We start from the raw sequence: 24,326 nt of genomic DNA on the forward strand, positions 1-24,326 counted from the left end.
TGTAACGATGAAAAAAATTCTATTTCTGCTCTTCCTATGCACAAAAACAATATTTGCCTTTGCCCAAACCACCGAAGAGTATATTGAAGAATATGCCGACGTGGCGAAAGATCTGATGGAAGAACACCACATTCCAGCCAGCATTATATTGGGGGTGGCCATCCACGAATCAGCCGCTGGCAAAAGCAAAATTGCCCGGTACCTGAATAACCACTTTGGCATTAAGGGCAAAAACTCCAGTACCGAAATTCGATCATCTTATAAAGATTTTCCAACGGTAGATTCTTCTTACAATCATTTTATTGCCTTTTTGAAAAGCCGCAGCCATTTTAATGCACTTTTCGACAAATATGATCAATATGATTTTAAAGCTTGGGCCAGAGGAATACAGCGAGGAGGCTACGCTCGTAGCCGAACTTGGGCCACACAGGTCATTGCACTCATTAAAAAATACGAGCTCTTTCAATACGATAATCGGCCAGAGGATTATGTAGAACCTGTTGATCCAAAACCAGTTTATCGTTCAAAAAAGAAATCTGGACGTACTTACACCGTTAAACAAGGCGATAATTTAGGTATTATTGCCAAACGAAATAAAACAACGGTTAAAGCCATCAAAAATAAAAATGGCCTTAAATCAAACGCCCTTAAACCTGGACAGAAACTGAAACTTTAGTGAAAAATGAGTAAAAACAGATCGCTGCTTATCTTAATGTTGGCCCTTGCATTTGGAAGTGCTTGTAAAAGCAGGCAATATAGCCGCAATAACAAGCAAATAGAGAAAAATGCCAAAAAGGATAATCCCAATCCTATTTCCTATACCACCATTTCTTATATCGATGCTTTTAAAGGAATTGCTATTGAAGAGATGAACAAATATGGCATCCCTGCAAGTATTACCTTGGCACAGGGTATCTTGGAATCGGGCAGTGGTGCCAGCGATCTTGCTAAATATGCCAATAACCATTTCGGCATCAAATGTACTTCTGACTGGAAGGGGAAAGCTTATTATAAGGATGATGATCAAAGAGACGATTGTTTCCGGGTATATAAAGACCCGCGGGAATCATACAAAGACCATTCGGAGTTTTTAAAGCGTAAGCGCTATGCGGCACTTTTTGAGCTAGATAAAAACGATTATCGCAATTGGGCCATTGGACTAAAAAATGCAGGCTATGCCACCAATCCAAAATACCCAGACCTACTCATTAACCTAATCGAAAAATACAATCTAAACCAATATGATGTACCGGAAAGCGAGCGTGAAAAATTGGCTAGGGAAGACAAGGTTTTCAAAGAAATCAATGCCAATATTCCTAATGAGAAAAAACTATACACGCCTGTAAACGTGGCCCCAAAAGATCCTCCTGCATCATTGGAAAATGGAAAATACCATGTGGTACAGGCTGGAGAAACGCTTTACCGAATAAGCCAGCTTTACAAAATTTCTGTTGACGATTTAAAGGCCCTCAACCAACTTTCGGACAATAATATCAAGGTGGGTCAAAAACTAGTGGTGGTTAAATAATGTTAAGATAAATAGCAGCAATTTGTTAAAATTGTAGCTTTGCTTGTACAATGAGATTTCTACTGGTCTGCATATTTTTACTTAGCGTGGTGTCTGCTTTTGCACAGCAAAAAGCAGTGCAAGGCTTTGTGGTTGATAAAGACACCAAATTAAGGCTGGCCAAAGTTTATATCTATAACTCATCTTTAGACGAAGGTTTTTACAACAATACCAAAGGGGAATTTGTGGCTCCTGTTAAAGTTGGCGATACTTTATTTGCAGCGCTTAGTGGTCATGCCATGGATACCGTCGTTTATCGCGGACAAAGTGCAATTGTTTTTCAGTTGCGCTCCATGGGAATCAGGTTAAAAGAGGTAAGTATTTACGGCAAAGCCAAAACACCCCAAGAACTGTACAAATCAAAACTGGATGAGTTTAAGTACAAACTGGATAAGGGCAGCAGTAAAGACCTGCTTAACTTAGGCCAAAGAGGCGTTGGACTGGGCATAGATGCTATTTATAATTTATTGAGCCGAGAAGGTAAAAACGCCCGCCATTTACAGCAAATCCTTGAAAAAGACTATAAGGAGCAGGTGATTGATTACCGCTACAACCCTAACTACGTACGCAACCTTATTGATATTAAGGAAGAGAATGTGCAAGATTTTATGACGCAGTATAGGCCAACTTATCAATTTGTGCTTAGTGCTTCTGAATATGCTTTTATACAGTTTGTGAAAAACAGCTATGCCTCTTACAAACGCAACCCATCTATGTTCCGTTTGCCAAAGTTACCCGAGCTAAGTATTGACAAGTTGTAATGTCTTGGTTTATCGTTGTCCCTAAGCTCCGAGTAGCGGCCATGGCCATTTATCCATTTATTTTAGTCCAAAAAGTTTCCTACAAAAACGAGGCGGTTTTAGTTAACCACGAAAAAATTCATCATCGGCAACAATTGGAATTGCTCGTTGTTCCTTTCTATCTTCTCTATCTCCTTCACTACTTGTATAACTTACTGAAATACAGAAAACATCAGACCGCCTATTTGAATATCGTGTTCGAAAAAGAAGCTTATGCGCAACAACAGAATTTTACTTATTTAAGCACCAGGAGCGTGTTCTCGTGGATAAAATATCTCCGTGCCTAATTAATCATTTTCATCGCATAAACGCTTTATAGCTATAAACTTTTTATAAAATTTTACGTTTCTTTGTGAAGAATGAAGCGTTTAGTATTTACCATTTCTACTGTATTGGCTCTTTATTGTTCTGTTTCTGCTCAAGAAATAGACACTGTTCCCATTCCCGTAAAAGATTTGGAAATTAGACTAAAGCGAAGCCCCTTACCTTCAAGAACGGGTGTTATTACTTTCCAACCTGTAGACTTAAGTCCTGCAACGGTAAAAGCAAAAATCAATTATTGGAAAACCAAAGGAACGGTGAGCATTAACGCCAATCAAGCTTCATTTAGCGATAACTGGAAAGGTGGTGGGGTAAACTCTATTGCGCTTGGTGGATTGGTGAACTACAAAGCCGAGTATAGCAAAGAGAGTTATAGCTATACCACGGAGGTTATTTTGCAATACGGAAAGGTTAAAAACAAAGACCAACTGCAAAAGAAAACGAACGACCGTATTTATTGGGATAACAAGGCTGCTGTACAATTGTCTAAAAACTGGTATTTCTTTGCTTCTTTAAGTTTCGAATCGCAATTTGATAAGGGTTTCTCGTATTCAAAAGATGCGCAGGGAAATGAAGTAGCGAAACTACTTTCCAAATTTATGTCACCTGGTTATTTTACCGAATCACTGGGTTTTGAATATAAGCCTAGCGCTGTTTTCTCTACTCGTATTGGTACGGGTACAGCCCGCCAAACTTTTGTACTAGACACCAACATTTATAAAACCAACCCTAAAAACTTTGGTGTTCCCATTGGAAGCAGGATTAAAAATGAGCTCGCTTTTCAAATTGTGAGTAATTTTGAAAAAGAGGTGGTCAAAAATGTAGTTTTAAAAGGAAAGTACAACATGTTTATTCCTTATGATAATTTCGGCCATATTGACCATCGTTTGGATATGTCGACCACTTCTAGAATCAACCGCTTTATGAACGTTTCGTTAACTGGTGTGATTTTGTACGATAGGGACATGGACTTGAAAGTACAGAAAAGTCAGGCCCTAGCTTTAGGGCTAAGTTTTACTTTCCCTAGGTAATCTTCCACTAGCTTTTATTTTCAAACCTCGTAGGTTTTTCACGGGCGGCGCTTGAGACTTACGAAGTTTTAAAAACTTCGTAAGTCTATACTTGCCATCTAAACCCGATTGGAACGGCAGCCCCGAGGAACGAGGGCTAAAGTGTAAAGCGGGGCCACGGAAACCGATGATCACTTTAATTGCTTTTCTAAAAAAACAAGTAGCAAAGTGTTGGCTATATTACTATTAAATCGCAATTCGTAAATCTACAATCGTAAATTATTAATACCTTTGCGTTTTACAAATTTTTAATATAAAAGCATTCAACAATGTTTGAAAATTTACAGGATAAGTTAGACAGGGCGTTCAAAGTCCTGAAAGGACAGGGAAGCATTACTGAAATCAACGTGGCTGAGACCATGAAGGAAATCAGAAAGGCTTTGTTAGATGCGGACGTAAATTATAAAACAGCCAAAACTTTTACCGATCAGGTGAAGGAAAAGGCTTTGGGTAACAATGTATTAACCAGCATTTCGCCAGGTCAGTTGCTTACCAAAATTATGAACGATGAGCTTGCTGCTTTAATGGGCGGTGAGGCTACGGAACTTGATTTAAAAAACAACCCAACCATTATATTAATCGCTGGTTTAAACGGTGCGGGTAAAACTACTTTTACTGGAAAACTAGCCTTACACCTTAAAAGTAAGGGCAAAAAGCCTTTAATGGTTGCTGGCGACGTTTACCGTCCTGCGGCTGTTGATCAATTACAGGTGTTGGGTGAGCAGGTTGGTGTGCCGGTATATGCCAATAAAGAGTCTAAAGATCCAGTTGCTATTGCGCTTGAAGGTATTGCCGAAGGTAAGAGGAACAACAACAATGTAATTATTGTGGATACGGCGGGTCGTTTGTCTATTGACGAGGCCCTGATGAACGAGATTTCGGAAGTTAAGGCACAAACTAAACCTCACGAGATTTTATTTGTGGTTGACTCGATGACTGGTCAGGATGCGGTAAATACAGCAAAAGTGTTTAACGATCGTCTTGATTTTACGGGTGTTGTTTTAACCAAATTAGATGGTGATACGCGTGGTGGTGCTGCCCTTTCTATTAAATCTGTTGTTGATAAGCCAATTAAGTTTATTGGTACGGGTGAGAAGATGGAGGCTTTGGATGTTTTCTATCCAGACAGGATGGCTTCGCGTATTTTGGGTATGGGTGACGTTGTTTCCCTTGTGGAGCGTGCTCAACAACAGTTTGATGAGAAACAGGCTGCTGAATTACAAAAGAAAATCCGCAAGAATAAATTCGATTTCAACGACTTTTACGGACAGATCCAACAAATCAAAAAAATGGGTAACATGAAAGATTTGATGGGCATGATTCCTGGGGTTGGCAAGATGATGAAAAACGTTGATATTGATGATGATGCGTTTAAAGGCGTGGAGTCAATTATCCAATCGATGACTCCTTTTGAAAGAGAAAACCCGGACTCGATACAACAAAGCCGCAAATTGCGTATTGCAAAAGGATCGGGTAATAAATTAGAGGATGTGACGAAGTTGTTGAAGCAATTTGAGGACATGAGAAAAGTAATGAAACAATTCTCGAACCCTGCGGCTGCCGCTAAAATGATGCGCAACATGCCAAAAATGCCTCAGAGATAGATATAAGTTAAAAGTCAAAAATAAAAAATAAAAGCCCCGATGTCTTTGCGATATCGGGGCTTTATTTATTTCCTCCTTGTCATTCCGACGTTAGGAGGAATCTATTTGCTTCCAAGAGATTCTTCGCTATGCTCAGAATGACAGCATGCAAAAGACTGCTAATCCTCTAAAACAACAGCGGTTCCGCTTGCAGTTACCATTAACATGCTACCGCCGCTTCCAACGGTCTCATAATCTAAATCAACACCAATAATGGCATTTGCGCCCATAGCCGCCGCATATTGCTGCATTTCGTTTACTGCGGTATTTTTCGCTTCGCGTAATACCTGCTCGTAAGAGCCTGCACGACCGCCTACAATATCTCTCAATCCTGCAAATATGTCTTTAAAGAAGTTTGCGCCAATAATGGTTTCTCCAGTAACAAGGCCAATGTATTTAACAACTTTCTTGCCTTCTACGTTATTTGTGGTGGTTATTAACATCGCTTTAAGTTTTTTATATTCGACGGCTGCTGGCTAATTATGTTACATCGATTTTTAATTCTTCTCAAATTCCCCTTCGTTTTCAAAGGGTTACAAAAAGAAGAAAAACAGCAATTTACCTTTTTTGTTTAAAAAAAATTATCTTTGTACGTGAAGTTAGCTAACGATACAACCAAACGTTTCGACTTTGCCTACAATGAAAATCGAATAAAATGAAAAAATTCTGCCTGCTTGCGCTCTTCTGTTCTGTAGTATTTGCTGTGAAAGCACAAAATACTGCAGCTCCAGGCTTGGAACAAACCCACTCGCAATTTTCAGTTAATCTGGCCGTATTAGGCAACAGCAATCGTAGTGTTGCCGAAAATCTTTATGAAGAAGGTGAGCGTTACGAACGTTTTGGAGATTTTGACAGTGCTGCTTTTATGTTCAACAAGGCGGCTAACGAATACAAGCAAGACAAAAAATATAACCTATACGGCACTACGCTTATTCGTTTGAGCAATGTTTACCTTTCTCAAGCTAATTTTGCAGAAGCTGAGCATGTAGTATTGAAACAAGTGCTTAGGAACTATGCCAAAACGGGCAGCAAGGCGGGTCAGATGTCTGCCTACCAACAATTGGGAAAAATTTATTTGGCGGCCAACAAATTGCCTCAAGCACTTTGGTTTTATACCCAACACGGAATTTTGGCGCAACAGCTTCAGGATAAAAACGCTTTTATTGAATCTGTATTAGGCATTGCTTCTGTGAAAATCAAGAAGAAAGATTATTTATTGGCTTCGAAAGACCTTAATACTGCGGAACTGCTTTCAAAGAATGCCAACACGATACAGTATAACCAAATCATTAAAAACAACAGGGCCCTTATTGCTGAAAAAACGGTCAGTAAAAAAGGATAACCTTCGTCTATCACAAAGATCCTTTCCCAAGACTTTGTGTTTAATGCGCTCTCAAATAATTGCTCTCCATGAAACCCAAAAGCAACATTGCTTCGATATTAAGCAATCGTGAGTTGGAAATTATCCAGCTCATCACCCAAGAATATAATAACCAAGATATCGCCACACATTTGGACATTAGTAAAAGAACGGTAGAAACCCATCGTAAAAACATCTTTAAAAAAACTAAGGTAAAAAGCATTGTGGGTCTGGTAGTTTTGGCTTTAAAGAACGACCTGGTACCCTAGGTTTAACTCTTTTTAACAAACTTTACAAAAAAGATACAGACTAAAACTGCATCTTTTTTGTTTATTTAAGAAATTGGTATCATATTGGATAATGATTTTATAACGAATGGACTTTAAAACAGTTAAAGAAATGCTGAGAAAAATATTTGCTATTACCTTTACCGCTGCAGTTCTAGCCTGCACCGCCTCTCCAAAGGCGCAAAAACCGGTGGATGGTATTCCGAACATAAAACCAGACGAGCAACAAAGTTTGGTAACTAAAGAAGTGGTGGGCCTGCTGGAGAACTACAATTATAAAAAGCCCAAATTAAACGACTCTATTTCATCGATTGTTTTTGATCGATATATCAAGGCATTGGACCCATCTAGATATTACTTTTTGGAAAGCGATATCAAGGAGTTTGAAACCAACAGATATAATTTGGATGATGATTTTAGGATTGGAGATTTGAGTACTCCTTTTTACATTTTCAATGTTTATTTGAAAAGATATAACGAGCGTGTAAATTACTCGATTTCACAAATCAAGAACAAGTACGACTTTAATCAGAACGATACTTATGTGTACGACAGAGAAAAAATGCCATGGGCAAAAAGTACTGCCGAACTTAACGACATCTGGAAAAAACGTGTGAAATATGAGTTGGTAAACCTAAAAATTGCGGGTACTGATGATGCCAAGAACGTAGAAACTTTGACTAAGCGTTATACTAACCTTAAATCACAAGCAGCGAAATTTAACAATCAGGATGTTTTCCAGATCTTAATGGACGCATTTACCGAGGCTGTTGATCCGCACACTAATTATTTCAATCCACGTAATGCAGAGGCTTTCAACCAAGAAATGTCTCGCTCGTTAGAAGGTATTGGTGCCGTACTTCAATCTGAAAATGAAGTGACCAAAATTGCTTCGATTATGCCTGGTGGCCCTGCTTTTAAAAGCAAAAAACTGAATGCTGGAGATAAAATTATTGCGGTTGCTCAAGGTGCTGATGGAGAGTTTGAAGATATCATTGGTTGGAGAATTGACAATGCGGTATCAAAAATTAAAGGTCCAAAAGGCACTACCGTTCGTTTAAAAGTTATTCCAGTAGGTCAAGAGCTTTCTTCGAAACCACAAATCATTACTTTGGTAAGGGAGAAGATCATCTTGGCAGACCAATCAGCTAAAAAAGTGGTTAAAACGGTGGAGAGTGACGGCAAGCCTTATAAAATTGGCGTGATTAAAATCCCTGCTTTTTATGCAGATTTTAAAGCGGCTAATGCTGGCGATCCGAACTATAAAAGTACCACCAGAGATGTTAGGTTGTTGATTGACACCTTGAAAAACATGGATAAAGTAGATGCCATTGTGGTTGATTTAAGAGCAAATGGTGGTGGTTCATTAAACGAAGCGATCGAACTTTCGGGCTTATTTATTGGAAAAGGTCCTGTGGTGCAGGTTAAAGACTACAGAAATAGTGTAAAAGTTTACAAGGATGAGGACAATAACATTGTTTGGGATGGTCCTATGGGTGTAATGATTGACCGCTTAAGTGCTTCGGCATCGGAAATTTTTGCTGGTGCGATACAAGATTATGGTCGTGGAATTATTATGGGAACCCAGTCTTATGGTAAAGGTACTGTACAATCGTCTATTGACTTAAACTCGTTGATGAATTCTTCGATGTTGCAAAAGTTAGCGGCTTTGTTTAAAAAGAACGAGGGTGAGAAAAAAACAGTTACCGTGAAAGAAAATTCGCCAACGGTAACCATCGTTGACAAGAATGGTGTTCCTCAACTTGGACAAATTAACCTTACCATGGCTAAGTTTTATCGTGTAAGCGGTAACAGCACACAACATAAAGGGGTTATTCCTGATATCAATTTCCCTTCTATTTATCCTTTAGATAAAATTGGCGAGGATACAGAACCTTCTGCGCTGCCTTTTGACATGGTTAACCCATCTACTTACACTACCGTGTATGATTTAAATGCGGCAAAAACAGCTTTGCTTAAGCTACACGAAAAACGTATGTCTAAATCTTTAGACTATAAAATGTTGAAAGAGGATATTGCCGAAGGTAAGAAGAGAGAGAACGAAACCTCTATTACACTTAACGAGGCTAAACTAAAAGCGGAAAGAGATGCGCTAGAAGCTAAATCGTTAGCAAGATTAAATCAGGTAAGGGCCGAAAAAGGTTTAGCGCCATTGAAAAAAGGAGAAAAAACTCCTAAGGAAGAGGCTTCTGACTTTATTGAAGATGAAAGCATGAACATTATGGTAGATTTCATGAAGCTTAATGAAAATTCGAAGTTGAGCAAAAACAATAATAAGGCGATACTGAACAAGTAATCTAACCTTGGCAATAAAAAAAGCGAGAAGAATTCTTCTCGCTTTTTTTATGTAGTATTTTCCGTCATTTCGACGAAGAATAAGGAGAAATATAAAAAACCTTAAGGTAAAAACCCAAGACGCTAGATTTCTCTCTTCGTTATAATCCGTTCGAAATGACGGTGTAAAATCTTACCTAAATCTCACAACCATTTTCGTCACAGGCGTTTCCTGTGGTTTCGTTTAAGTTTTTTAATGGAGAGGTTTGCTGCGTAGCTTGCCACTCGTTATAGCTCTGCGTAAGGGCTTGTTTAAAAGCTTCTACTGGCTGCGCTCCTGAAAGCGCATACTTTCTGTCCATCACAAAGAAAGGAACGCCTCTAACGCCTAATTGTTGACTTTCGTAAACATCGTATCGCACTTCTTCTTCAAATGCATTGCCGTCCAATACTTCTTTGGCTTCCGATTGATCCAAACCTAAACCAGTGGCAATTTCTAATAGCACTTCAAGATTATCAATATCTTTTCCGTCAGTGAAATGCGCTTTAAAAAGGTGTTCTTCTGCCAAATCTTGCTTGCCCTTACTTGCAGCAAAATGAATTAATCGGTGCGCATTGAAAGAGTTTGCAGGGATGCTTCGTTCGAAATCAATATCTAGTCCGGCATCGGTAGCCATTGATACCACCTGCTGGGTCATTTGTTGCGCTTGTTCAATGCTTATTCCTTTGTTTGTGGACAAATATTGATAAAGATTTTCTCCATCTACATTTTTATATTCTGGATTAAGTTGATAGCTTTTCCAGTCAATCGCTATTGCTTTACCAAAAGGGAGTTCTGCCAAGGCCTTTTCCAAGTGTCTTTTGCCAATGTAGCAAAAGGGACACATCACATCTGACCATATTTCTATTTTCATCAATTAAATTTTTAAAAAACAAAGGTAGGTACTTCGCTAAAAGCCTTGGTCTAAGGAAGGTAAAATAACACTTCGTCTTTGCGAGCTTGCGGGGGGGTCCAGATTCTTGGGGGAAGCAATCTTAAAGCTATTAATGCTTTTTCATACTGCAGGTTTTGAGATTGCTTCGTGCTTCGCAATGACGAGAAAAGTTCCTGTTGTATGGAAACAAAAATGGGCAGCCCAATAATGAGCTGCCCGTGAAATCAAACACTATAATTTAATTTATAGCTTCTTTTATTTATACAACTGGTTAAACAGCCATTTAAATGTTCCATGGGTTTGGGCCCTAAAGGTAATTTCTGGTCCAAAGGCAAATAGTTTTCCTTTGCCGTAGTCTGCTTCAAAGGCGGCAACGCCATCTTTCAAATTGGCTTGTCCCCAGGCCCAACCACTACGCAAAGGCTTATCTGTGGCAAACCACGCTAGCGGTTTAATTTTGCCATCATTTTCAGTGATTTTAAACACTGGGCTGTTATCAAAATAAACATCTGTATTTTCATCTAAGCCCCAGTTAGCAGCTAATTTAGCATCTGTTTTAACACTTAGTACACTTCCTGGCACATAGTATTTGTCATTTGGCAAGCGTTTACCGTCTGCCGTAAGCAAGGCATTTTTAACTGGAAGCCCTAAGTGGTTTGCTAAGTTGGTGGCCGAGCCAATGGTTACAATGTTTCCACCGTTTTCTAAAAAGGCTTTCAATTGAGGAACCGATTTTTCGGCAGTCATTCTACCTACTCTTCCCTTAAATTCATCTGGAATGTTATCTACTGTTGGTGGATTAAATCCTCTTCCTCCACCTTCATTAGCCAAAGCTGGCACAGAACCCCCAACCATAATCAACACATCATAGTTATCCTTAAGTTTGCCTGCATCAATATCTGGTGGATAAACGACTGTAATGTCGTAGTGGTACTGCTCCATAATGTAGCGCATCCATCCTGAAGGCATAGAACCACCATAAGTATCCCACAAAGCAATTCGAGAAGGCTTAACCTTTACCGCTCCTTTTGGTTTACTTGCTGCTGCTGTAACTTTCATTCCAAAGTTGTGCTCTGCTTTATTTAACGCCGCTTTTGCCGCAGCGCTTGCTGGAACATAAAAAGAACCATCAACAGGGTTACGCAATACTTCTACTTTTGCCTTCAACAGTTCGTTTACAGCCAAATAGCTTTCGTTAGCTTGTGCACTTAAGGCAAAGCCGCTAGCACTCGGTAAAGTTTGAGGCGTTTCCTTTAACAATTCTCCAAGAGGCATTTTTTGGAACGGTCCGTCAAATGCATTTAACACTCGGTCAAACTTCACGTTCATTAAGTAGGCCAAGGTCCAACCTGCAGCGTCATAAGGCGCCACTGGTGGACCACCTTCATATTTGAAGTCATTAGGGTGATCTTGTGGCTCAAACATATCTAAAATATGCGGCCTAAATGCCTGATCGGTTTTTACGATATAGGAACCTGCAGGATATTGTTTTCCTTCTACAGTAAAAGCTGCATTTGCTTTTTGCACCACTACACCTGTTCTGATTAATGCATTTAAAAATCTGATGGCTGTGGTAAAATCTGGCTGATTGGCAGGAATGATGTATCCTCTAGCATCTCGGTTTGCTGGGTCTTTCATCACTTCATCCAAAAATTTTGGATCCATGCTTCTTCTACCGCCTGCGTTATCTGATTTGTCTTTCTTTGCTGCTGCATTTATCGCCTCTATTTTCTTCGGAGAGAAAGACCAAGTGTCCTTACTTCCTCTTTCGATAGAGTTTTTACCCATTTTATACATGTTGAACAACAACTCATCGTGGTAACGCTGTGCATAGTTCAATACTGCATAGTTCATAGAAACCGAATAATCAATGGCATTTTTGAAGAACCATTTTTGAGGCAGTACTGGATTTGGCGAATCACTGTTAGGCAATAATCGAGAGGGTACCAAAGGGATTTCCATTGGCGTTGGACTACCCACAATTTCGGTAAGCAATCCAATCATATTATGAAAATAAGTGGTTGTTCTCAATCCTCCATTATACCAAGTAGAAAATACAGAACCATTTCTTTGGGTGTAACCAGGCTTATCTTCCACATTTAAACGGTTGTGCATCGCCGCACCAACAGCATCTAAACTGGTCAAGATTATAGGATCGAAAACATAGTTATGAGGATCACGGAATGGAGGCCCTGCCACTACCGTTCCAGCTGGGCCAGATTGGTGGTGGTTGTACATAATTTGGGGGTTCCACTCTACGAACAACTGTCGACCCATATTTTGTGTTTCCTTTAGGTTAAGCATAAAGAAATCGCGGTTGTTATCGTGTCCAGCATATTTTTGATACAATACAGGCAAGCCAGCCAAAGATCTTTTCTCTGGTGTTTTTTCACGCATGTACCAATTACTTTGTAGTTCCTGTCCATCAGGATTGGCATGGGTCATCAATACAATCACATCATCCAAAATCCTTGTGGTTTCTGCATCAGTTCTGCTTGCCAAATTATAGGCGGTTTGTATCAACTGATGAGCACCAACCGTTTCGTTGGCATGCAATCCTCCATCAATCCAAACTACGGCCTTGCCTTGCTGTGCCAAATCTTTCGCTTCTTGCTCAGTCAACGCCTCGGCACGGGCCAATTTTTGAGAAATCGACTTATATTTCGCTAAGTTTTGTTGGTTTTCTGGCGAAGTAATGATCAGCATATACTGACTTTTACCTTCTTCTGTTTTGCCAATATCTACCAACCTCACTCTTTTTGAGCTAGCGGCCAATTTCTTAAAATAAGCTTCGGTTTGGGTATAGTTGGCCAATTGGTAATTATCGCCTATGGAAAATCCAAAATGCGATTTCGGACTAGGAACCTCTTGGGCAACCGCATTAAGACTGGTTACCAAAAAGAACATCCAAGCGCCCTTAATCAAGTATCTTTTTATCATACTGCTTTTTGTTTGATGGTTAAATCAAATATAGGACAGATAAAAACTCCTTGTAGGACCTCTTTAAATTTGTTACACGATTAATTTGTGGAGCACCACAGATACACAGATATTTTTTTAATCCGATTATTTAACAAATTGTATAAAGACAATATTATAAATCTGTACATCTGTGGCTAACATAATATCCCTCACAAGTTTCATTTCCTCGTCGCTATTGCATAACTTCGCTGCAACAAGTTCTTAACTTTATCTCAAATCAAACCGATAACGGTTCCCGAGTAATATCGGGATTAATAGGGAATCGTGTGCAAATCACGAGCTGTCGCGCAACTGTAAGTCCTCTTTTGCAAAAAAGAACAGCGCTATCACAATGCCACTGTGCCAACCAAGGTTGGAATGGGAAGGCGGTAGTGCTGGGGATAAGTCAGGAGACCTGCCTTTATTGAATTGACAATGTCTTCGCGGAATAGGACAAAGGGTCAGGTATGATGAGTGGTGCCAGAAACGACTTGAGTTTCATTGGCCTTGCTTTTCTATGCTTCCTTTATTTCTTCCAAAGACATTATTTAGAGTTGGGCTTTAAATATTTTCATTTAAACCCTTTTTAAAATGCAAACTCAAGTGTTGGGCTATCCGCGAATTGGTAGCCAAAGAGAATTGAAAAAGGCCTGCGAAAGCTATTGGGCAGGTACATCGGGGTACAAAAACGTACTTCAGGTTGGCAAAAACATCCGCCAGCAAAACTGGGAACTCCAAAAAAATCTTGGCGTAGATTTAATCCCCAGTAATGATTTTTCTTATTACGATCAGGTACTGGATCACTCCTTAATGTTTGGTGCTATCCCGCAACGCTACAATGCCGTAGCCATTCAGCCAGACCATGCAGAGCTAGATCTTTATTTTGCGATGGCTAGAGGCTATCAGCGAAATGGATTGGATATTATTGCGATGGAAATGACCAAATGGTTTGATACCAATTACCATTACATTGTCCCTGAATTCTATAAAAACCAAACTTTCAATCTGTTTTCTACTAAGGTAATTGATGAATTTTACGAAGCCAAACAGCTGGGCATTATCACCAAGCCTGTATTGATTGGCCCCGTAAGTTATCTGCTTTTAGGTAAAGAAAAAGAGGCTGGTTTTGATAAAATCGATTTACTTAAAAACCTACTTCCTGTTTATATCGAGCTTTTAACCAGATTGAAAGCTTTGGGAGCGACGCACATTCAACTAGATGAACCTTTTTTGGTATTAGATTTATCGGAAAAAGAGAAACAAGCCTACCAAACAGCCTATCAACAACTCAGGAAAGTCTTTCCAGAACTCAACCTCATCCTTGCCACTTATTTCGGTGCACTGGAAGATAATTTAGAACTGGCTTGTGACTTACCTGTAAATACCTTGCATGTTGATTTGGTAAGAGCTCCGCAGCAATTAGAGGAACTAATTCATAAATTGCCTCAAGAAAAAACACTTTCATTAGGCTTGGTTGATGGCAGAAATATTTGGAAGAACGATTTTGAAAATTCCATCGCCATCATTAATCAGGCAACAGCCGCTCTTGGAAAAGAAAGAGTTTGGATTGCCACTTCTTGCTCTCTGCTTCACAGTCCTTGCGATTTGGACAATGAAAAAAATGAGGCCGTATTAACCGCTGAAATTAAGCAGTGGATGGCCTTTGCCAAACAAAAAGTAGCCGAACTAACTACCCTAAAACAGTTAACCAACAATGAGGAAGCGACTTTAGCAAAAGATAAGCTGGCACAAAATGTAAAAGCCCAGCAAAGTCGAAAAACCTCACCGCTTATCCACAATGAGAAAGTGAAAAATGATGTGGCTAACATTACCGAAAGCCATGACCAACGTTCAAATGCTTTTGCCAAAAGGCGGATTTTACAACAGGAGGCTTTAAATCTTCCTTCTTTTGCCACCACTACGATTGGTTCGTTTCCACAAACTACCGAAGTAAGAAGCTGGAGAGCAAAGCTCAAAAAAGGAAGTTTAAACCAAGCGCAATACGATCAATTGATTGCCATTGAAACCGAAAAAGCGGTGCGTTGGCAAGAAGAAATTGGGCTAGATGTTTTGGTCCACGGTGAGTTTGAACGAAATGATATGGTGGAATATTTCGGCGAGCAGCTAAGTGGTTTTACCTTTTCTCAAAACGGGTGGGTTCAAAGCTATGGTTCGCGTTGTGTAAAGCCTCCTATCATCTACGGAGATGTTTACCGACCAGAAGCCATGACTCTTAAATGGACCAATTATGCGCAATCCCTAACTTCAAAATACATGAAGGGAATGCTTACCGGTCCAGTAACCATTTTGCAATGGTCTTTTGTGCGTAACGATCAGCCACGCGCCGCCACTTGTACGCAAATTGCCCTAGCCATTAGAGATGAAGTGGTAGATTTAGAGCAAGCAGGTATTAAAATTATTCAGATTGATGAACCTGCCATTAGGGAAGGTTTACCTTTGCGCAAAGCTGAATGGCAAAATTATTTGGATTGGGCGGTTAAAGCATTCCGTATTTCGGCAAGTGGCGTACAGGACGAAACGCAAATTCACACCCACATGTGTTACTCGGAATTTAATGACATTATTGACAGCATTGCCGCAATGGATGCCGATGTCATTACCATTGAAACTTCTCGTTCGCAAATGGAACTCCTTAATGCTTTTGCTGATTTCAAATATCCAAATGAAATTGGCCCAGGCGTTTACGATATTCACTCGCCAAGGGTACCAAATAAGGACGAAATGGTGGAGCTACTGAAAAAGGCGGCTTTGGTAATTCCAAAAGAGCAGCTGTGGGTAAACCCCGATTGCGGGCTTAAAACCCGTGGTTGGGACGAAACCAAAAAAGCACTGATTGAAATGGTGGAAGCCGCCAAAACCATGAGAAACAACTAACAATTTTTACCATAGACTTGCGAAGTTTTGAAGCTTCGTAAGTCTTTTAAATTTATCTTTGACCATGACATTAGAAGAAAGGATACAGCGCTCTCAAACTAGTATTTTCAAAGCTGTTTTTCCAAGCACCACTAACCATTACGACACTTTATTTGGCGGTACTGCCATGCACATGATGGATGAAGTAGCCTTTATTACGGCCACCAGATTTAGCAGACAAAGAATGGTAACGGTAAGCAGCGACAGAATTGACTTTAAGCAACCTATTCCTGCTGGAACATTTGTAGAACTTGTAGGTAAAGTAACCCATGTGGGCAATACCAGTTTAAGAGTTGGGGTAGAGATTTACATCGAGCAAATGTATGCCGAAGGCAGGGAGCTGGCCATTCACGGCGATTTTACCTTTGTGGCTTTGGATGAGAATAAAAAACCTACGCCAGTAATTAAGTAAGTAATACTTTGCGAAAACTTCATCCAACCTTTGTGGTAAATTTTAAACTCGAAGAAAACAAAAGACATGCGAAGAACGTAAAGAATATTTTCTTCGCTTAAACCATTAGCTATATTTGTTAAAAGCAATTATTATCTTCGCCGTACAAACGTAATCCTCAATAGATGAAACCACAGCAGCCACTTACAGAATTATCAACCGAAGAATTAAACAAAAAAGCAAAAACGTTGAAGATAGCGACCGTTTTCATGAGCTTCTCAATGTTAATTATGCTCATCTGCGGCATTATTGTTTCTATGAAAAAAGGTTTTAGTGCATTAACGGTTACTCCATTGGGATTTGCACCTTTGCTAATCATCTTTTCAAGCCAATTGAAACAAGTTAACAATGAGTTAAAAAAGAGAGAAACCGCTTAGTGAATTAGCAAATAAAGGTATACATACACAATAGGCGCAGCAATCAATAAACCATCGAAACGGTCAAGAAAGCCACCATGCCCTGGTAAAAAGCTTCCTGAATCCTTCACCTCGAGGCTGCGCTTTAACATTGATTCTACCAAATCGCCCAAGGTACCAAAACATGAAATAATAGCGGCCATTCCTGCCCAAACAATTGGTTCAACTTCAGTAAACTGAAAGGATAGAATAATAGCAACTACCAAGCTGGTAAAAACACCACCAAAAAAGCCTTCCCATGATTTTTTAGGAGAATGTCTTTCAAACAACTTGCGCTTCCCTAATTTCATTCCAAATAGGTAAGCACCTGTATCATTTGCCCAAAGCATTAATAAAAAGGCCAATGGAAAATGAAAACTGTACTCCTCAAAATTCATTAAAAATCCCAGGGAGTAGAAGAAACAGAAAGGAATGGTGACATATACAAAACCCACAAAGGTGTAGGAAATATTGGCAAATGGGATTTTGTTTTTCTTATATAGCTCTGCAATGAATACCGAAAAAACCAAAGGAATCATCAACAAGAGATATTTAAGCTCAAATTGGAAAAAATGATACGCTGCAGTAGTGATGTAAATAAGCGCTGCTACCACCACCCCAATATTACGGTGTGGGCGAATCCCTCCTATTTTTATCATTTTATAGAATTCCAATAACGCTACCAAGCTCAATAGCAAGTAAAACCCCGAAAAAGTATAGGCACCCAACAAAATGGAACCCAACATCACAATGGTAAAAAAGAAAGCGGTAATGGCTCTGGTCTTCATTTAAAACTAAGGTTTAAGGCTAAAGTCGGAGCTATTTAATTCCCGTTCTTTTGTCCTATCAGTCATATTTTTCAAAAATTTGAACAAAGCTAAGGTTAAAATAGCACTTATCAAGTATCCATACCAAGGCATTTGCATATCCTCTGCATTGGTATACGATTGGTTATTGGCCTGTAAATAATAGGCCACCGAAACGGCATAAGCATTATTTAAAAAGTGAGCAAATACCGCATACCAAATGCTGCCTGTCCAAAAATAAACATAACCAAAAGCTGCACCTAAAAGCAATCGCGGTAAAAATCCGTAAAACTGAAAGTGGATAGCACTAAAAATAGCGGCTGATAACCAAATGGCCACATGCGGATTGGATTTAATGCGGAAGATGGTTCGTTGCACCGCTCCCCTAAAAATAAATTCTTCGCAAATGGCTGGGGTAACAGCAATGACCAAAATGTTAATAAATAAGCCTGAAATTCCCGTAGCCTTCAACATCGCTTCTGTTGCTTTTGCTGCCGAATCTTCCATTTCCCTCATCCAAAGCTCTACTCCTTTCAAAAACTCGGGGAATACCATTTTTTGGTTCAGTTCATTCGCAAAGCCCATCAAAGGCATCCAACAGATGGATAATACAGCCACCAATAGCAAAAGATTTACCTTAGGTGCTTTCATACCGTAAAACTTTGGCAACCTTTTTCCTTCTACTATGGACAATAAAACCGCAGGAGCTAGAAATAATCCTATCTGCTGCGCTACTAGCAAAATCTTGAATGAAGAAATATATCGATAGTCATTTGCCGCAGTTCCCTTAATGCCCTCAAAACCATCTATAAAAAAAACAATGGCGATACCTATTACAGCAAAAACAATCAATCCGCCAAGGGCAAATAATAAAAGATACAGCATTTGTAGAAAAGGGCTGTTTTCGGACTTGTGTAAGGGGTTTTGATACATTTTATGAATTATGCGTAACTTTGCAACAGTTTAATTAGCTTGAAGATAGAAAAATGTCTGTAAAGATAGGAAATATTGATTTGGGAGAATTCCCTTTGTTATTGGCACCGATGGAAGATGTGAGCGATCCTCCTTTCCGTTATGTGTGCAAACAAGGTGGAGCAGATATGATGTATACGGAATTTATTTCCTCTGAGGGATTAATTCGATCTGCGGCAAAAAGCAGGCAAAAGCTGGATATTTTTGAGTACGAGCGTCCGATAGGCATCCAGATTTTTGGAAGCGATATCGAAAGCATGCGTGAAGCTACAGAAATTGCCACCTTGGCAGGCCCAGATTTAATGGACATCAACTATGGTTGCCCTGTTAAAAACGTTGCTTGTAGAGGTGCAGGTTCGGCACTCTTGCAGGATATTGATAAAATGGTGAAGATGACCGAGGCCGTAGTAAAAGCCACGCATTTGCCAGTAACAGTAAAAACCCGTTTAGGCTGGGATGATAACACCAAAAATGTGGAAGAAGTTGCCGAACGTTTGCAAGATATTGGCATACAAGCTTTAACCATTCATGGCCGTACCAGGGCACAATTATACAAAGGTGAAGCTGATTGGACTTTAATTAGAGAAATTAAGCGTAACCCGCGCATCAAAATCCCAATTTTTGGAAATGGCGATATTGATAGCCCCGAAAAAGCGGCCAATTGGCGGTTGGAATATGGTGTAGACGGAATGATGATTGGCAGAGCGGCAATTGGCTATCCTTGGATTTTCCGGGAAATTAAACACTTTTTTGCTACTGGAGAGCACTTGGAGGGGCCAACTTTAGAAGAACGTGTAGCAGCTTGCAGAACTCATTTTACCAAATCCATAGAGTGGAAAGGTCCTAAGGTGGGCGTGTTCGAAATGCGACGTCATTACAGCAACTACTTTAAAGGACTGCCAGATTTTAAACCTTATCGCACGCAATTGGTTAAAGAGGAAAACATTGAAACCATCTATGCGTTGTTAGATGAAATTACTGACAAATACTCCAATATAGCACCTGTTACCGAAATGGCGTGATTATTGAGTACATTTATTCGTTAAATTTACGGTTATGGTTACAGCAATTACTGAAGGCATAAAAATTTCGGTTGACACCATTTATCAGGATGAACATTCTAATCCTGAAAATGGCCATTTCATGTTCGCATATCGTATCAGCATTGAAAATCTTACCGATTTTGAAATACAATTAATGCGCCGTCAATGGTTCATTTTTGATTCTAATGGCACGGTGAGAGAAGTTGAGGGCGAAGGTGTAGTAGGAATGCAACCTATGATTATGCCTGGCGATAGCTATTCTTATGTTTCGGGTTGCAACCTAAAAACAGATATTGGAAGCATGCGTGGCAGATATTTAATGCGCCGCACCTTAGACGACTCGGAGTTTTTAGTAGAGATTCCTGAGTTTGAATTGGTGGTTCCCTTCAGACTCAATTAATTTCAAATCAATCCTAAGCGCATTCCATTTTAAAATGGCCAATCATCACTTATGGATGTTTCTTTCATCAGGCAATTATATATTCCCGTTCAACCTGCTGTAAAATCTTATGGAACGGTAAGCTATCAGGAATTTTTACCTCACCAACAGTTACAACCCTATATTTATTGCTATTGGCAGTTAAAAACCAATCAAAAGCTTAATCAACCTTTCACTTATCGCATAGTGGCCGATGGCTGTATCGATATTTTTTTTGAGCTTAATCAACCTCAGGAAAACTTTGTAATGGGTTTTTGTAAAAAGTACACGGAATTTGATTTGGCCGAAGAATTTGATTATGTAGGTGTTCGGTTTCTTCCTTCTATGTTCCCGCAACTGTTTAATGTTGATGCTTCAAGTATCAGCAATAAGGCCGTAGAACTAAAAGAAGTTGTGCCGCAGGTTGCTGCTTTTATACAAAGCCACTTAGGTGCCAATCTGGATATGAACAAGGTCATTTCCTTATTAAATGAATTCTTTTTAGACCTCCTATCTACGGCTAACTTTCAAAATGATGCTCGTTTTTACAATGCCATTGCCTTAATTATGAAAAACTATGGTGTGGTTGATATGACTGAAATTGATACTGGACTTAGTCACAGACAACTCCGGAGGCTTTTTAATTTTTACATTGGCGATTCCATGAAAACCTTTAGCAAGGTGGTCCGTTTTCAAAATATTTTGAGAGCAAAGCCATCGACTCAAAGTTTACAACAGAATAAATTATTTTTTGATTCTGGTTTTTTTGACCAATCTCATTTTATTAAAGATTTTAAGCATTTTTACGGGGTTACTCCAAGTAAGGCATTTGGTAGATAATTGTCCGATTTTTACAATTTTAGCACCTGAGGTTTGGCCAATTTTGTGTTGATGATGTCGATAACAAAATACATAACAATGGCGCTGATGGGCTTATTTTTTGCCAAAGGCTCCTATGGTCAAACTTCTAAAAACAAGATTGCGATGAAATTAAATGCAGGTGTAATCACCGAAAAATTAGCAGAAACCAAGAAATTCTACACGGAAGTTTTAGGATTTGGAATTACCTTTGAAAACGAATTTTATTTATTGTTACATACGCCAAATAAAAGCGCAGAAATTAGTTTTCTTTTACCAAATCATCCTACTCAACAGCTGTTATTCCATCAACCATTCAAAGGACAGGGCATGTACCTTACCATTGAAGTAGAAGACGTGGATACCTTATATCAACAGTTAAAGGCCAAGAGTGTTGCCATTAAAATTGAGCTGAGGGACGAGCCTTGGGGCGATAGACATTTTGCCATTCAAGATCCCAATGGTGTTGGAATCGATATTGTGAAATACTCTCCGCAATAAAAGAAACCATCCTGTCTGTTCGCCAAATAAAAAAGGCAATCTCTCGATTGCCTTTTTTATTTTTTAGAGTTAATCTCTGCTTCTGCCAAACAACATCGAAGCATAATAAAGTAGATTGGCCAAAGCGCCTAAAGCTGCAACCACATAGGTCATTGCGGCCCACCAAAGTGCATCTTTCGCTTGCACATTTTCTTCTGAGGTTTTCATTACCCCTTGATTGTTCTTTAACCAAAGTAATGCTCTGTTACTGGCATCAAATTCAACAGGTAGGGTAACTATACTAAACAAGGTAATGATGGCCAAACCAACCACTCCAATGCCCAATACAATAGAAGGTCCGTTAAAAGCAATTAACAATACCCCTATTAAAAGTACCCATTGCAAAAGGTTTGACGAAATACTTACGATAGGTACCATATTAGATCGAAACTGTAACCAGTTGTAGCTTTTAGCATGTTGTATGGCATGTCCACATTCATGTGCGGCCACGGCCGCTGCCGCAACACTCCTACCATAATATACATCTGTACTTAAATTTACGGTCATATCCGCTGGATTATAATGATCCGTAAGCTGTCCTTCTGAACTTAGCACTTTCACATTGTAGATTCCGTTGTCGTGTAGCATCTTCTCTGCTACCTCTTTTCCCGAAAAGCCTGAATTAAGCTGCATTTCTGCGTATTTCGAGAATTTGTTCCTGAAACGCCACTGTACAAACATACTAAGCAGAAGGATCGGAATAAATAAAATTAAATACGTTTCCATTTTTCAAATGTTTGTGTTATTCAGTTTCGCTAAATCAAAAAGTGTTCCCATCTTTATAAATATTTAATTTTTTTACATTTTTTAGGATGGCAGCTCACCTATCGTATTGGGAAAAAGTAAATTTTTATCGATCTGATGTCATCATTGTAGGCAGCGGCATTGTAGGTTTAACTGCAGCAATCGCCATCAAAAAACAACAGCCAAATATTAGCGTTACCGTGCTGGAAAGAGGTTTTTTACCTTCAGGGGCCAGTACTAAAAATGCAGGTTTTGCCTGTTTTGGAAGTATTTCTGAACTCATTGAGCAGGAAAAAATTTGTGGTACAGATGGCTTACATGCACTTATAAAAAAACGTTGGCTTGGCCTTCAAAAATTACGCTCGCTTGTTGGTGATGCTAGGCTGGAACTGCAAATAAATGGTGGGTTTGAGCTTTTTAAAAAGGAAAATGGGTCATTAACAGCGGAATGTGTATCGAAAATTAGCCATTATAATCACCTTATAAAGGACATTACCCAGGAAACTGGTGTATTTAATACCTCTGCAGAAAAACTGGAATCTTTCGGTTTTGGAAAGATCAATTATCTCATCTCAAATAAATTAGAAGGACAACTTGATCCTGGAAAAATGATCAAAGCACTTCTTGAAATTGCTTCTTCACTAGGTGTTTCCATCTTAAACACTTGTGAGGTGACTGCTTTTGAAGCAAAAGAAAATGAACAGGTGGTTTTTTCCTCTCAAGGTAATTTCAGTACAAAAAAGCTCTTATGCTGTACCAATGCTTTTGCCAACCAATTTTTTCCACAGCTTTCCCTTAAACCTGGTCGTGGACAGGTAATGATTACCAAACCTATCGAAAATTTGAAATGGAAGGGTACCTTCCATTACGACAAAGGTTATTACTATTTTAGAAATGTAGGTAATAGGGTGTTACTTGGCGGAGGTAGAAACCTAGACTTTTTTACAGAGGAAACGCATCAATTTGGTGAAACTCCTTTAGTACAAAATACCCTTTTACGTTTATTGAAAGAAGTAATTTTGCCAGAAACAACCTTTGAAATAGAACAAAAATGGAGTGGTATTATGGCTTTTGGCCCGTCGCTCTCTCCTATTATCAAAGAAGTAAGGCCAAATGTATTTTGCGCAGTACGTTGTAATGGAATGGGCATTGCCATTGGTAGCCAAACGGGACAAGAAGCTGCCGAGTTGGTATTGAAGGGTTTATAAAAATAGCTTTGTTTATTGGATAAACCTCGTAGGTTTAATAAACATGATGACAAGTAAACCTACGAGGTTTGCGGGTGGGACAACTAATTCTCATCATCCCAATTTCCCATGGTTTGGCCTTCGAATAATTTTGTTAGCCCATATTCCAAACCATTTTTTATGAAAAAATCTCTTAGAACTTTAAATGCTGGTCTTTCGAAATCTTCAGCATTAGCCTTATCATGATAACTGTAAGCTAATTTCTTACACGCAAAACATATTTCTATAAATTCGAATACTTTCCCGTCCTCATTCAAAAAAAGGACTCCATTTCTTGGAATATAACATTTAGTAAGATTTACAATTTCTGGCCTAATAATATATCCATAGTTATAAATAATGTCCGACAAGCGATCTACTTGGATATAATTTATTGTTTTTATTTCAGCAAAGGGAAACCTACAAATGGCATAATGAAGCTTTGGCATCATCGGATTATAATAAACCGTGTCTTCAATTTGTCCTCCTTCATAATTAAACGATACTAATTTGATTTGAGCTGCCTTATTAAAAGGATATTCCTGTAGCCTTTTCGTAAAGCTCATGTGCTTGATTTTTCCAAATTTATAATAAGTAGATGTTGGGGCTTTCTCTACTGAAATTTTTTTAGTCTTATTTTTTTGCCCCATTAACATTAATGGTATAAATAAGCTAATATATAAACAGATTAGTCTCATAA

General features: G+C 39.1%; 24 protein-coding genes and 1 riboswitch. Of the genes, 17 read left to right on the forward strand and 7 right to left on the reverse strand.

Going from position 1 to position 24,326, the window contains the following annotated elements; all coding sequences use genetic code 11:
* The first annotated feature begins 7 nt into the window (after nt 1-7).
* From DUT70_RS11710 to ffh, 6 genes are all read left to right on the forward strand, one after another.
* Complete coding sequence (locus DUT70_RS11710) at nt 8-676, forward strand: glucosaminidase domain and LysM peptidoglycan-binding domain-containing protein (RefSeq protein ID WP_113647516.1); 669 nt, start codon at nt 8-10, stop codon at nt 674-676.
* Between the two features lie 6 nt (nt 677-682).
* The gene (locus DUT70_RS11715; RefSeq protein WP_113647517.1) at nt 683-1,528 is read left to right on the forward strand and encodes a glucosaminidase domain-containing protein; all 846 of its coding nucleotides are present in this window, start codon (nt 683-685) and stop codon (nt 1,526-1,528) included.
* Nucleotides 1,529-1,578: 50 nt separating this feature from the next.
* Entirely contained in the window at nt 1,579-2,328 is a 750-nt protein-coding gene (locus DUT70_RS11720) for a hypothetical protein (protein WP_113647518.1), read from the forward strand.
* Nucleotides 2,328-2,654 carry a hypothetical protein gene (locus DUT70_RS11725; RefSeq protein WP_113647519.1) on the forward strand — a complete coding sequence of 109 codons (327 nt, stop codon included), beginning with the start codon at nt 2,328-2,330 and terminating at the stop codon, nt 2,652-2,654. Before DUT70_RS11720 ends, DUT70_RS11725 begins: the two co-directional genes overlap by 1 nt.
* 72 nt (nt 2,655-2,726) lie before the next feature.
* Nucleotides 2,727-3,719, forward strand: a complete 993-nt coding sequence (locus DUT70_RS11730; protein WP_113647520.1) for a DUF3078 domain-containing protein — start codon at nt 2,727-2,729, stop codon at nt 3,717-3,719.
* Nucleotides 3,720-4,027: 308 nt separating this feature from the next.
* Nucleotides 4,028-5,362: a signal recognition particle protein gene (gene ffh / locus DUT70_RS11735; protein WP_113647521.1), complete on the forward strand. Its 1,335-nt coding sequence runs from the start codon at nt 4,028-4,030 to the stop codon at nt 5,360-5,362.
* A 158-nt stretch (nt 5,363-5,520) separates the two neighbouring features.
* Here ffh and DUT70_RS11740 read toward each other — a convergent pair whose 3' ends face one another.
* Complete coding sequence (locus DUT70_RS11740; RefSeq protein ID WP_113647522.1) at nt 5,521-5,844, reverse strand: YbjQ family protein; 324 nt, start codon at nt 5,842-5,844, stop codon at nt 5,521-5,523.
* Nucleotides 5,845-6,056: 212 nt separating this feature from the next.
* Between DUT70_RS11740 and DUT70_RS11745 the strand changes: the two genes are divergently transcribed.
* From DUT70_RS11745 to DUT70_RS11755, 3 genes are all read left to right on the forward strand, one after another.
* On the forward strand, nt 6,057-6,743 hold the full coding sequence (locus DUT70_RS11745; RefSeq protein ID WP_113647523.1) for a tetratricopeptide repeat protein: 687 nt from the start codon (nt 6,057-6,059) through the stop codon (nt 6,741-6,743).
* 68 nt (nt 6,744-6,811) lie between these two features.
* Entirely contained in the window at nt 6,812-7,030 is a 219-nt protein-coding gene (locus DUT70_RS11750) for a response regulator transcription factor (protein ID WP_113647524.1), read from the forward strand.
* Nucleotides 7,031-7,160: 130 nt separating this feature from the next.
* A complete protein-coding gene (locus tag DUT70_RS11755; RefSeq protein WP_240432092.1) occupies nt 7,161-9,365 on the forward strand; it encodes a carboxy terminal-processing peptidase in 2,205 nt (734 codons plus the stop codon).
* Nucleotides 9,366-9,540: 175 nt separating this feature from the next.
* Here the strand turns inward: DUT70_RS11755 and DUT70_RS11760 are convergent, their stop codons facing one another.
* The gene (locus DUT70_RS11760; protein WP_113647526.1) at nt 9,541-10,257 is read right to left on the reverse strand and encodes a DsbA family oxidoreductase; all 717 of its coding nucleotides are present in this window, start codon (nt 10,255-10,257) and stop codon (nt 9,541-9,543) included.
* Nucleotides 10,258-10,533: 276 nt separating this feature from the next.
* Entirely contained in the window at nt 10,534-13,218 is a 2,685-nt protein-coding gene (locus DUT70_RS11765; protein ID WP_113647527.1) for a M14 family metallopeptidase, read from the reverse strand.
* 254 nt (nt 13,219-13,472) lie between these two features.
* Nucleotides 13,473-13,676: riboswitch (cobalamin riboswitch) on the forward strand.
* 154 nt (nt 13,677-13,830) lie between these two features.
* On the opposite strand from DUT70_RS11765, the gene metE reads away from it, so the two are divergent.
* From metE to DUT70_RS11780, 3 genes are all read left to right on the forward strand, one after another.
* Nucleotides 13,831-16,134: a 5-methyltetrahydropteroyltriglutamate--homocysteine S-methyltransferase gene (gene metE, locus DUT70_RS11770; RefSeq protein WP_113647528.1), complete on the forward strand. Its 2,304-nt coding sequence runs from the start codon at nt 13,831-13,833 to the stop codon at nt 16,132-16,134.
* 64 nt (nt 16,135-16,198) lie between these two features.
* Nucleotides 16,199-16,585 carry an acyl-CoA thioesterase gene (locus DUT70_RS11775; RefSeq protein WP_113647529.1) on the forward strand — a complete coding sequence of 129 codons (387 nt, stop codon included), beginning with the start codon at nt 16,199-16,201 and terminating at the stop codon, nt 16,583-16,585.
* A 164-nt stretch (nt 16,586-16,749) separates the two neighbouring features.
* Nucleotides 16,750-17,001, forward strand: a complete 252-nt coding sequence (locus DUT70_RS11780; RefSeq protein WP_113647530.1) for a hypothetical protein — start codon at nt 16,750-16,752, stop codon at nt 16,999-17,001.
* Here DUT70_RS11780 and DUT70_RS11785 read toward each other — a convergent pair.
* Together DUT70_RS11785 and DUT70_RS11790 are read right to left on the reverse strand one after the other, a co-directional pair.
* Nucleotides 16,998-17,807 (reverse strand): phosphatidate cytidylyltransferase, encoded by an 810-nt coding sequence (locus tag DUT70_RS11785; RefSeq protein WP_113647531.1) that lies wholly within the window; start codon nt 17,805-17,807, stop codon nt 16,998-17,000. The two genes, DUT70_RS11780 and DUT70_RS11785, sit on opposite strands and share 4 nt — an antisense overlap.
* A 6-nt stretch (nt 17,808-17,813) precedes the next feature.
* Entirely contained in the window at nt 17,814-18,710 is an 897-nt protein-coding gene (locus tag DUT70_RS11790; protein ID WP_240432093.1) for a CPBP family intramembrane glutamic endopeptidase, read from the reverse strand.
* A gap of 101 nt (nt 18,711-18,811) precedes the next feature.
* Here DUT70_RS11790 and dusB point away from each other — a divergent pair, with 101 nt between their 5' ends.
* From dusB to DUT70_RS11810, 4 genes are all read left to right on the forward strand, one after another.
* Entirely contained in the window at nt 18,812-19,819 is a 1,008-nt protein-coding gene (gene dusB, locus DUT70_RS11795; RefSeq protein WP_113647533.1) for a tRNA dihydrouridine synthase DusB, read from the forward strand.
* Between the two features lie 34 nt (nt 19,820-19,853).
* Entirely contained in the window at nt 19,854-20,240 is a 387-nt protein-coding gene (gene apaG / locus DUT70_RS11800) for a Co2+/Mg2+ efflux protein ApaG (protein WP_113647534.1), read from the forward strand.
* Nucleotides 20,241-20,291: 51 nt separating this feature from the next.
* Nucleotides 20,292-21,098, forward strand: coding sequence for an AraC family transcriptional regulator (locus tag DUT70_RS11805; RefSeq protein ID WP_113647535.1), 807 nt, complete (start codon nt 20,292-20,294; stop codon nt 21,096-21,098).
* An 87-nt stretch (nt 21,099-21,185) separates the two neighbouring features.
* A complete protein-coding gene (locus tag DUT70_RS11810) occupies nt 21,186-21,617 on the forward strand; it encodes a VOC family protein (protein WP_240432094.1) in 432 nt (143 codons plus the stop codon).
* Between the two features lie 69 nt (nt 21,618-21,686).
* Here the strand turns inward: DUT70_RS11810 and DUT70_RS11815 are convergent, their stop codons facing one another.
* Nucleotides 21,687-22,382 (reverse strand): zinc metallopeptidase, encoded by a 696-nt coding sequence (locus DUT70_RS11815; RefSeq protein WP_113647536.1) that lies wholly within the window; start codon nt 22,380-22,382, stop codon nt 21,687-21,689.
* A gap of 86 nt (nt 22,383-22,468) precedes the next feature.
* On the opposite strand from DUT70_RS11815, the gene DUT70_RS11820 reads away from it, so the two are divergent.
* A complete protein-coding gene (locus DUT70_RS11820; RefSeq protein ID WP_113647537.1) occupies nt 22,469-23,608 on the forward strand; it encodes an NAD(P)/FAD-dependent oxidoreductase in 1,140 nt (379 codons plus the stop codon).
* Between the two features lie 83 nt (nt 23,609-23,691).
* Here DUT70_RS11820 and DUT70_RS11825 read toward each other — a convergent pair whose 3' ends face one another.
* Nucleotides 23,692-24,324, reverse strand: coding sequence for a hypothetical protein (locus tag DUT70_RS11825; RefSeq protein WP_128353354.1), 633 nt, complete (start codon nt 24,322-24,324; stop codon nt 23,692-23,694).
* Between the last annotated feature and the right edge of the window lie 2 nt (nt 24,325-24,326).

Origin of the sequence: Pedobacter chitinilyticus, from assembly GCF_003313385.1 — a bacterium.
In the GTDB taxonomy this organism is placed as follows: domain Bacteria; phylum Bacteroidota; class Bacteroidia; order Sphingobacteriales; family Sphingobacteriaceae; genus Pedobacter; species Pedobacter chitinilyticus.

What these genes read in the sequence shown, in the direction of transcription:
- DUT70_RS11765 (WP_113647527.1), bottom strand. Translation starts at nt 13,218, where the DNA reads ATGATAAAAAGATACTTGATTAAGGGCGCTTGGATGTTCTTTTTGGTA.
- DUT70_RS11815 (WP_113647536.1), bottom strand. Translation starts at nt 22,382, where the DNA reads ATGGAAACGTATTTAATTTTATTTATTCCGATCCTTCTGCTTAGTATG.
- ffh (WP_113647521.1), top strand. Translation starts at nt 4,028, where the DNA reads ATGTTTGAAAATTTACAGGATAAGTTAGACAGGGCGTTCAAAGTCCTG.
- DUT70_RS11790 (WP_240432093.1), bottom strand. Translation starts at nt 18,710, where the DNA reads ATGCTGTATCTTTTATTATTTGCCCTTGGCGGATTGATTGTTTTTGCT.
- DUT70_RS11760 (WP_113647526.1), bottom strand. Translation starts at nt 10,257, where the DNA reads ATGAAAATAGAAATATGGTCAGATGTGATGTGTCCCTTTTGCTACATT.
- dusB (WP_113647533.1), top strand. Translation starts at nt 18,812, where the DNA reads ATGTCTGTAAAGATAGGAAATATTGATTTGGGAGAATTCCCTTTGTTA.
- DUT70_RS11750 (WP_113647524.1), top strand. Translation starts at nt 6,812, where the DNA reads ATGAAACCCAAAAGCAACATTGCTTCGATATTAAGCAATCGTGAGTTG.
- DUT70_RS11825 (WP_128353354.1), bottom strand. Translation starts at nt 24,324, where the DNA reads ATGAGACTAATCTGTTTATATATTAGCTTATTTATACCATTAATGTTA.
- apaG (WP_113647534.1), top strand. Translation starts at nt 19,854, where the DNA reads ATGGTTACAGCAATTACTGAAGGCATAAAAATTTCGGTTGACACCATT.
- DUT70_RS11805 (WP_113647535.1), top strand. Translation starts at nt 20,292, where the DNA reads ATGGATGTTTCTTTCATCAGGCAATTATATATTCCCGTTCAACCTGCT.
- DUT70_RS11780 (WP_113647530.1), top strand. Translation starts at nt 16,750, where the DNA reads ATGAAACCACAGCAGCCACTTACAGAATTATCAACCGAAGAATTAAAC.
- DUT70_RS11755 (WP_240432092.1), top strand. Translation starts at nt 7,161, where the DNA reads ATGCTGAGAAAAATATTTGCTATTACCTTTACCGCTGCAGTTCTAGCC.
- DUT70_RS11740 (WP_113647522.1), bottom strand. Translation starts at nt 5,844, where the DNA reads ATGTTAATAACCACCACAAATAACGTAGAAGGCAAGAAAGTTGTTAAA.
- DUT70_RS11810 (WP_240432094.1), top strand. Translation starts at nt 21,186, where the DNA reads ATGGGCTTATTTTTTGCCAAAGGCTCCTATGGTCAAACTTCTAAAAAC.
- metE (WP_113647528.1), top strand. Translation starts at nt 13,831, where the DNA reads ATGCAAACTCAAGTGTTGGGCTATCCGCGAATTGGTAGCCAAAGAGAA.
- DUT70_RS11820 (WP_113647537.1), top strand. Translation starts at nt 22,469, where the DNA reads ATGGCAGCTCACCTATCGTATTGGGAAAAAGTAAATTTTTATCGATCT.
- DUT70_RS11785 (WP_113647531.1), bottom strand. Translation starts at nt 17,807, where the DNA reads ATGAAGACCAGAGCCATTACCGCTTTCTTTTTTACCATTGTGATGTTG.
- DUT70_RS11710 (WP_113647516.1), top strand. Translation starts at nt 8, where the DNA reads ATGAAAAAAATTCTATTTCTGCTCTTCCTATGCACAAAAACAATATTT.
- DUT70_RS11730 (WP_113647520.1), top strand. Translation starts at nt 2,727, where the DNA reads ATGAAGCGTTTAGTATTTACCATTTCTACTGTATTGGCTCTTTATTGT.
- DUT70_RS11775 (WP_113647529.1), top strand. Translation starts at nt 16,199, where the DNA reads ATGACATTAGAAGAAAGGATACAGCGCTCTCAAACTAGTATTTTCAAA.
- DUT70_RS11745 (WP_113647523.1), top strand. Translation starts at nt 6,057, where the DNA reads ATGAAAAAATTCTGCCTGCTTGCGCTCTTCTGTTCTGTAGTATTTGCT.
- DUT70_RS11720 (WP_113647518.1), top strand. Translation starts at nt 1,579, where the DNA reads ATGAGATTTCTACTGGTCTGCATATTTTTACTTAGCGTGGTGTCTGCT.
- DUT70_RS11725 (WP_113647519.1), top strand. Translation starts at nt 2,328, where the DNA reads ATGTCTTGGTTTATCGTTGTCCCTAAGCTCCGAGTAGCGGCCATGGCC.
- DUT70_RS11715 (WP_113647517.1), top strand. Translation starts at nt 683, where the DNA reads ATGAGTAAAAACAGATCGCTGCTTATCTTAATGTTGGCCCTTGCATTT.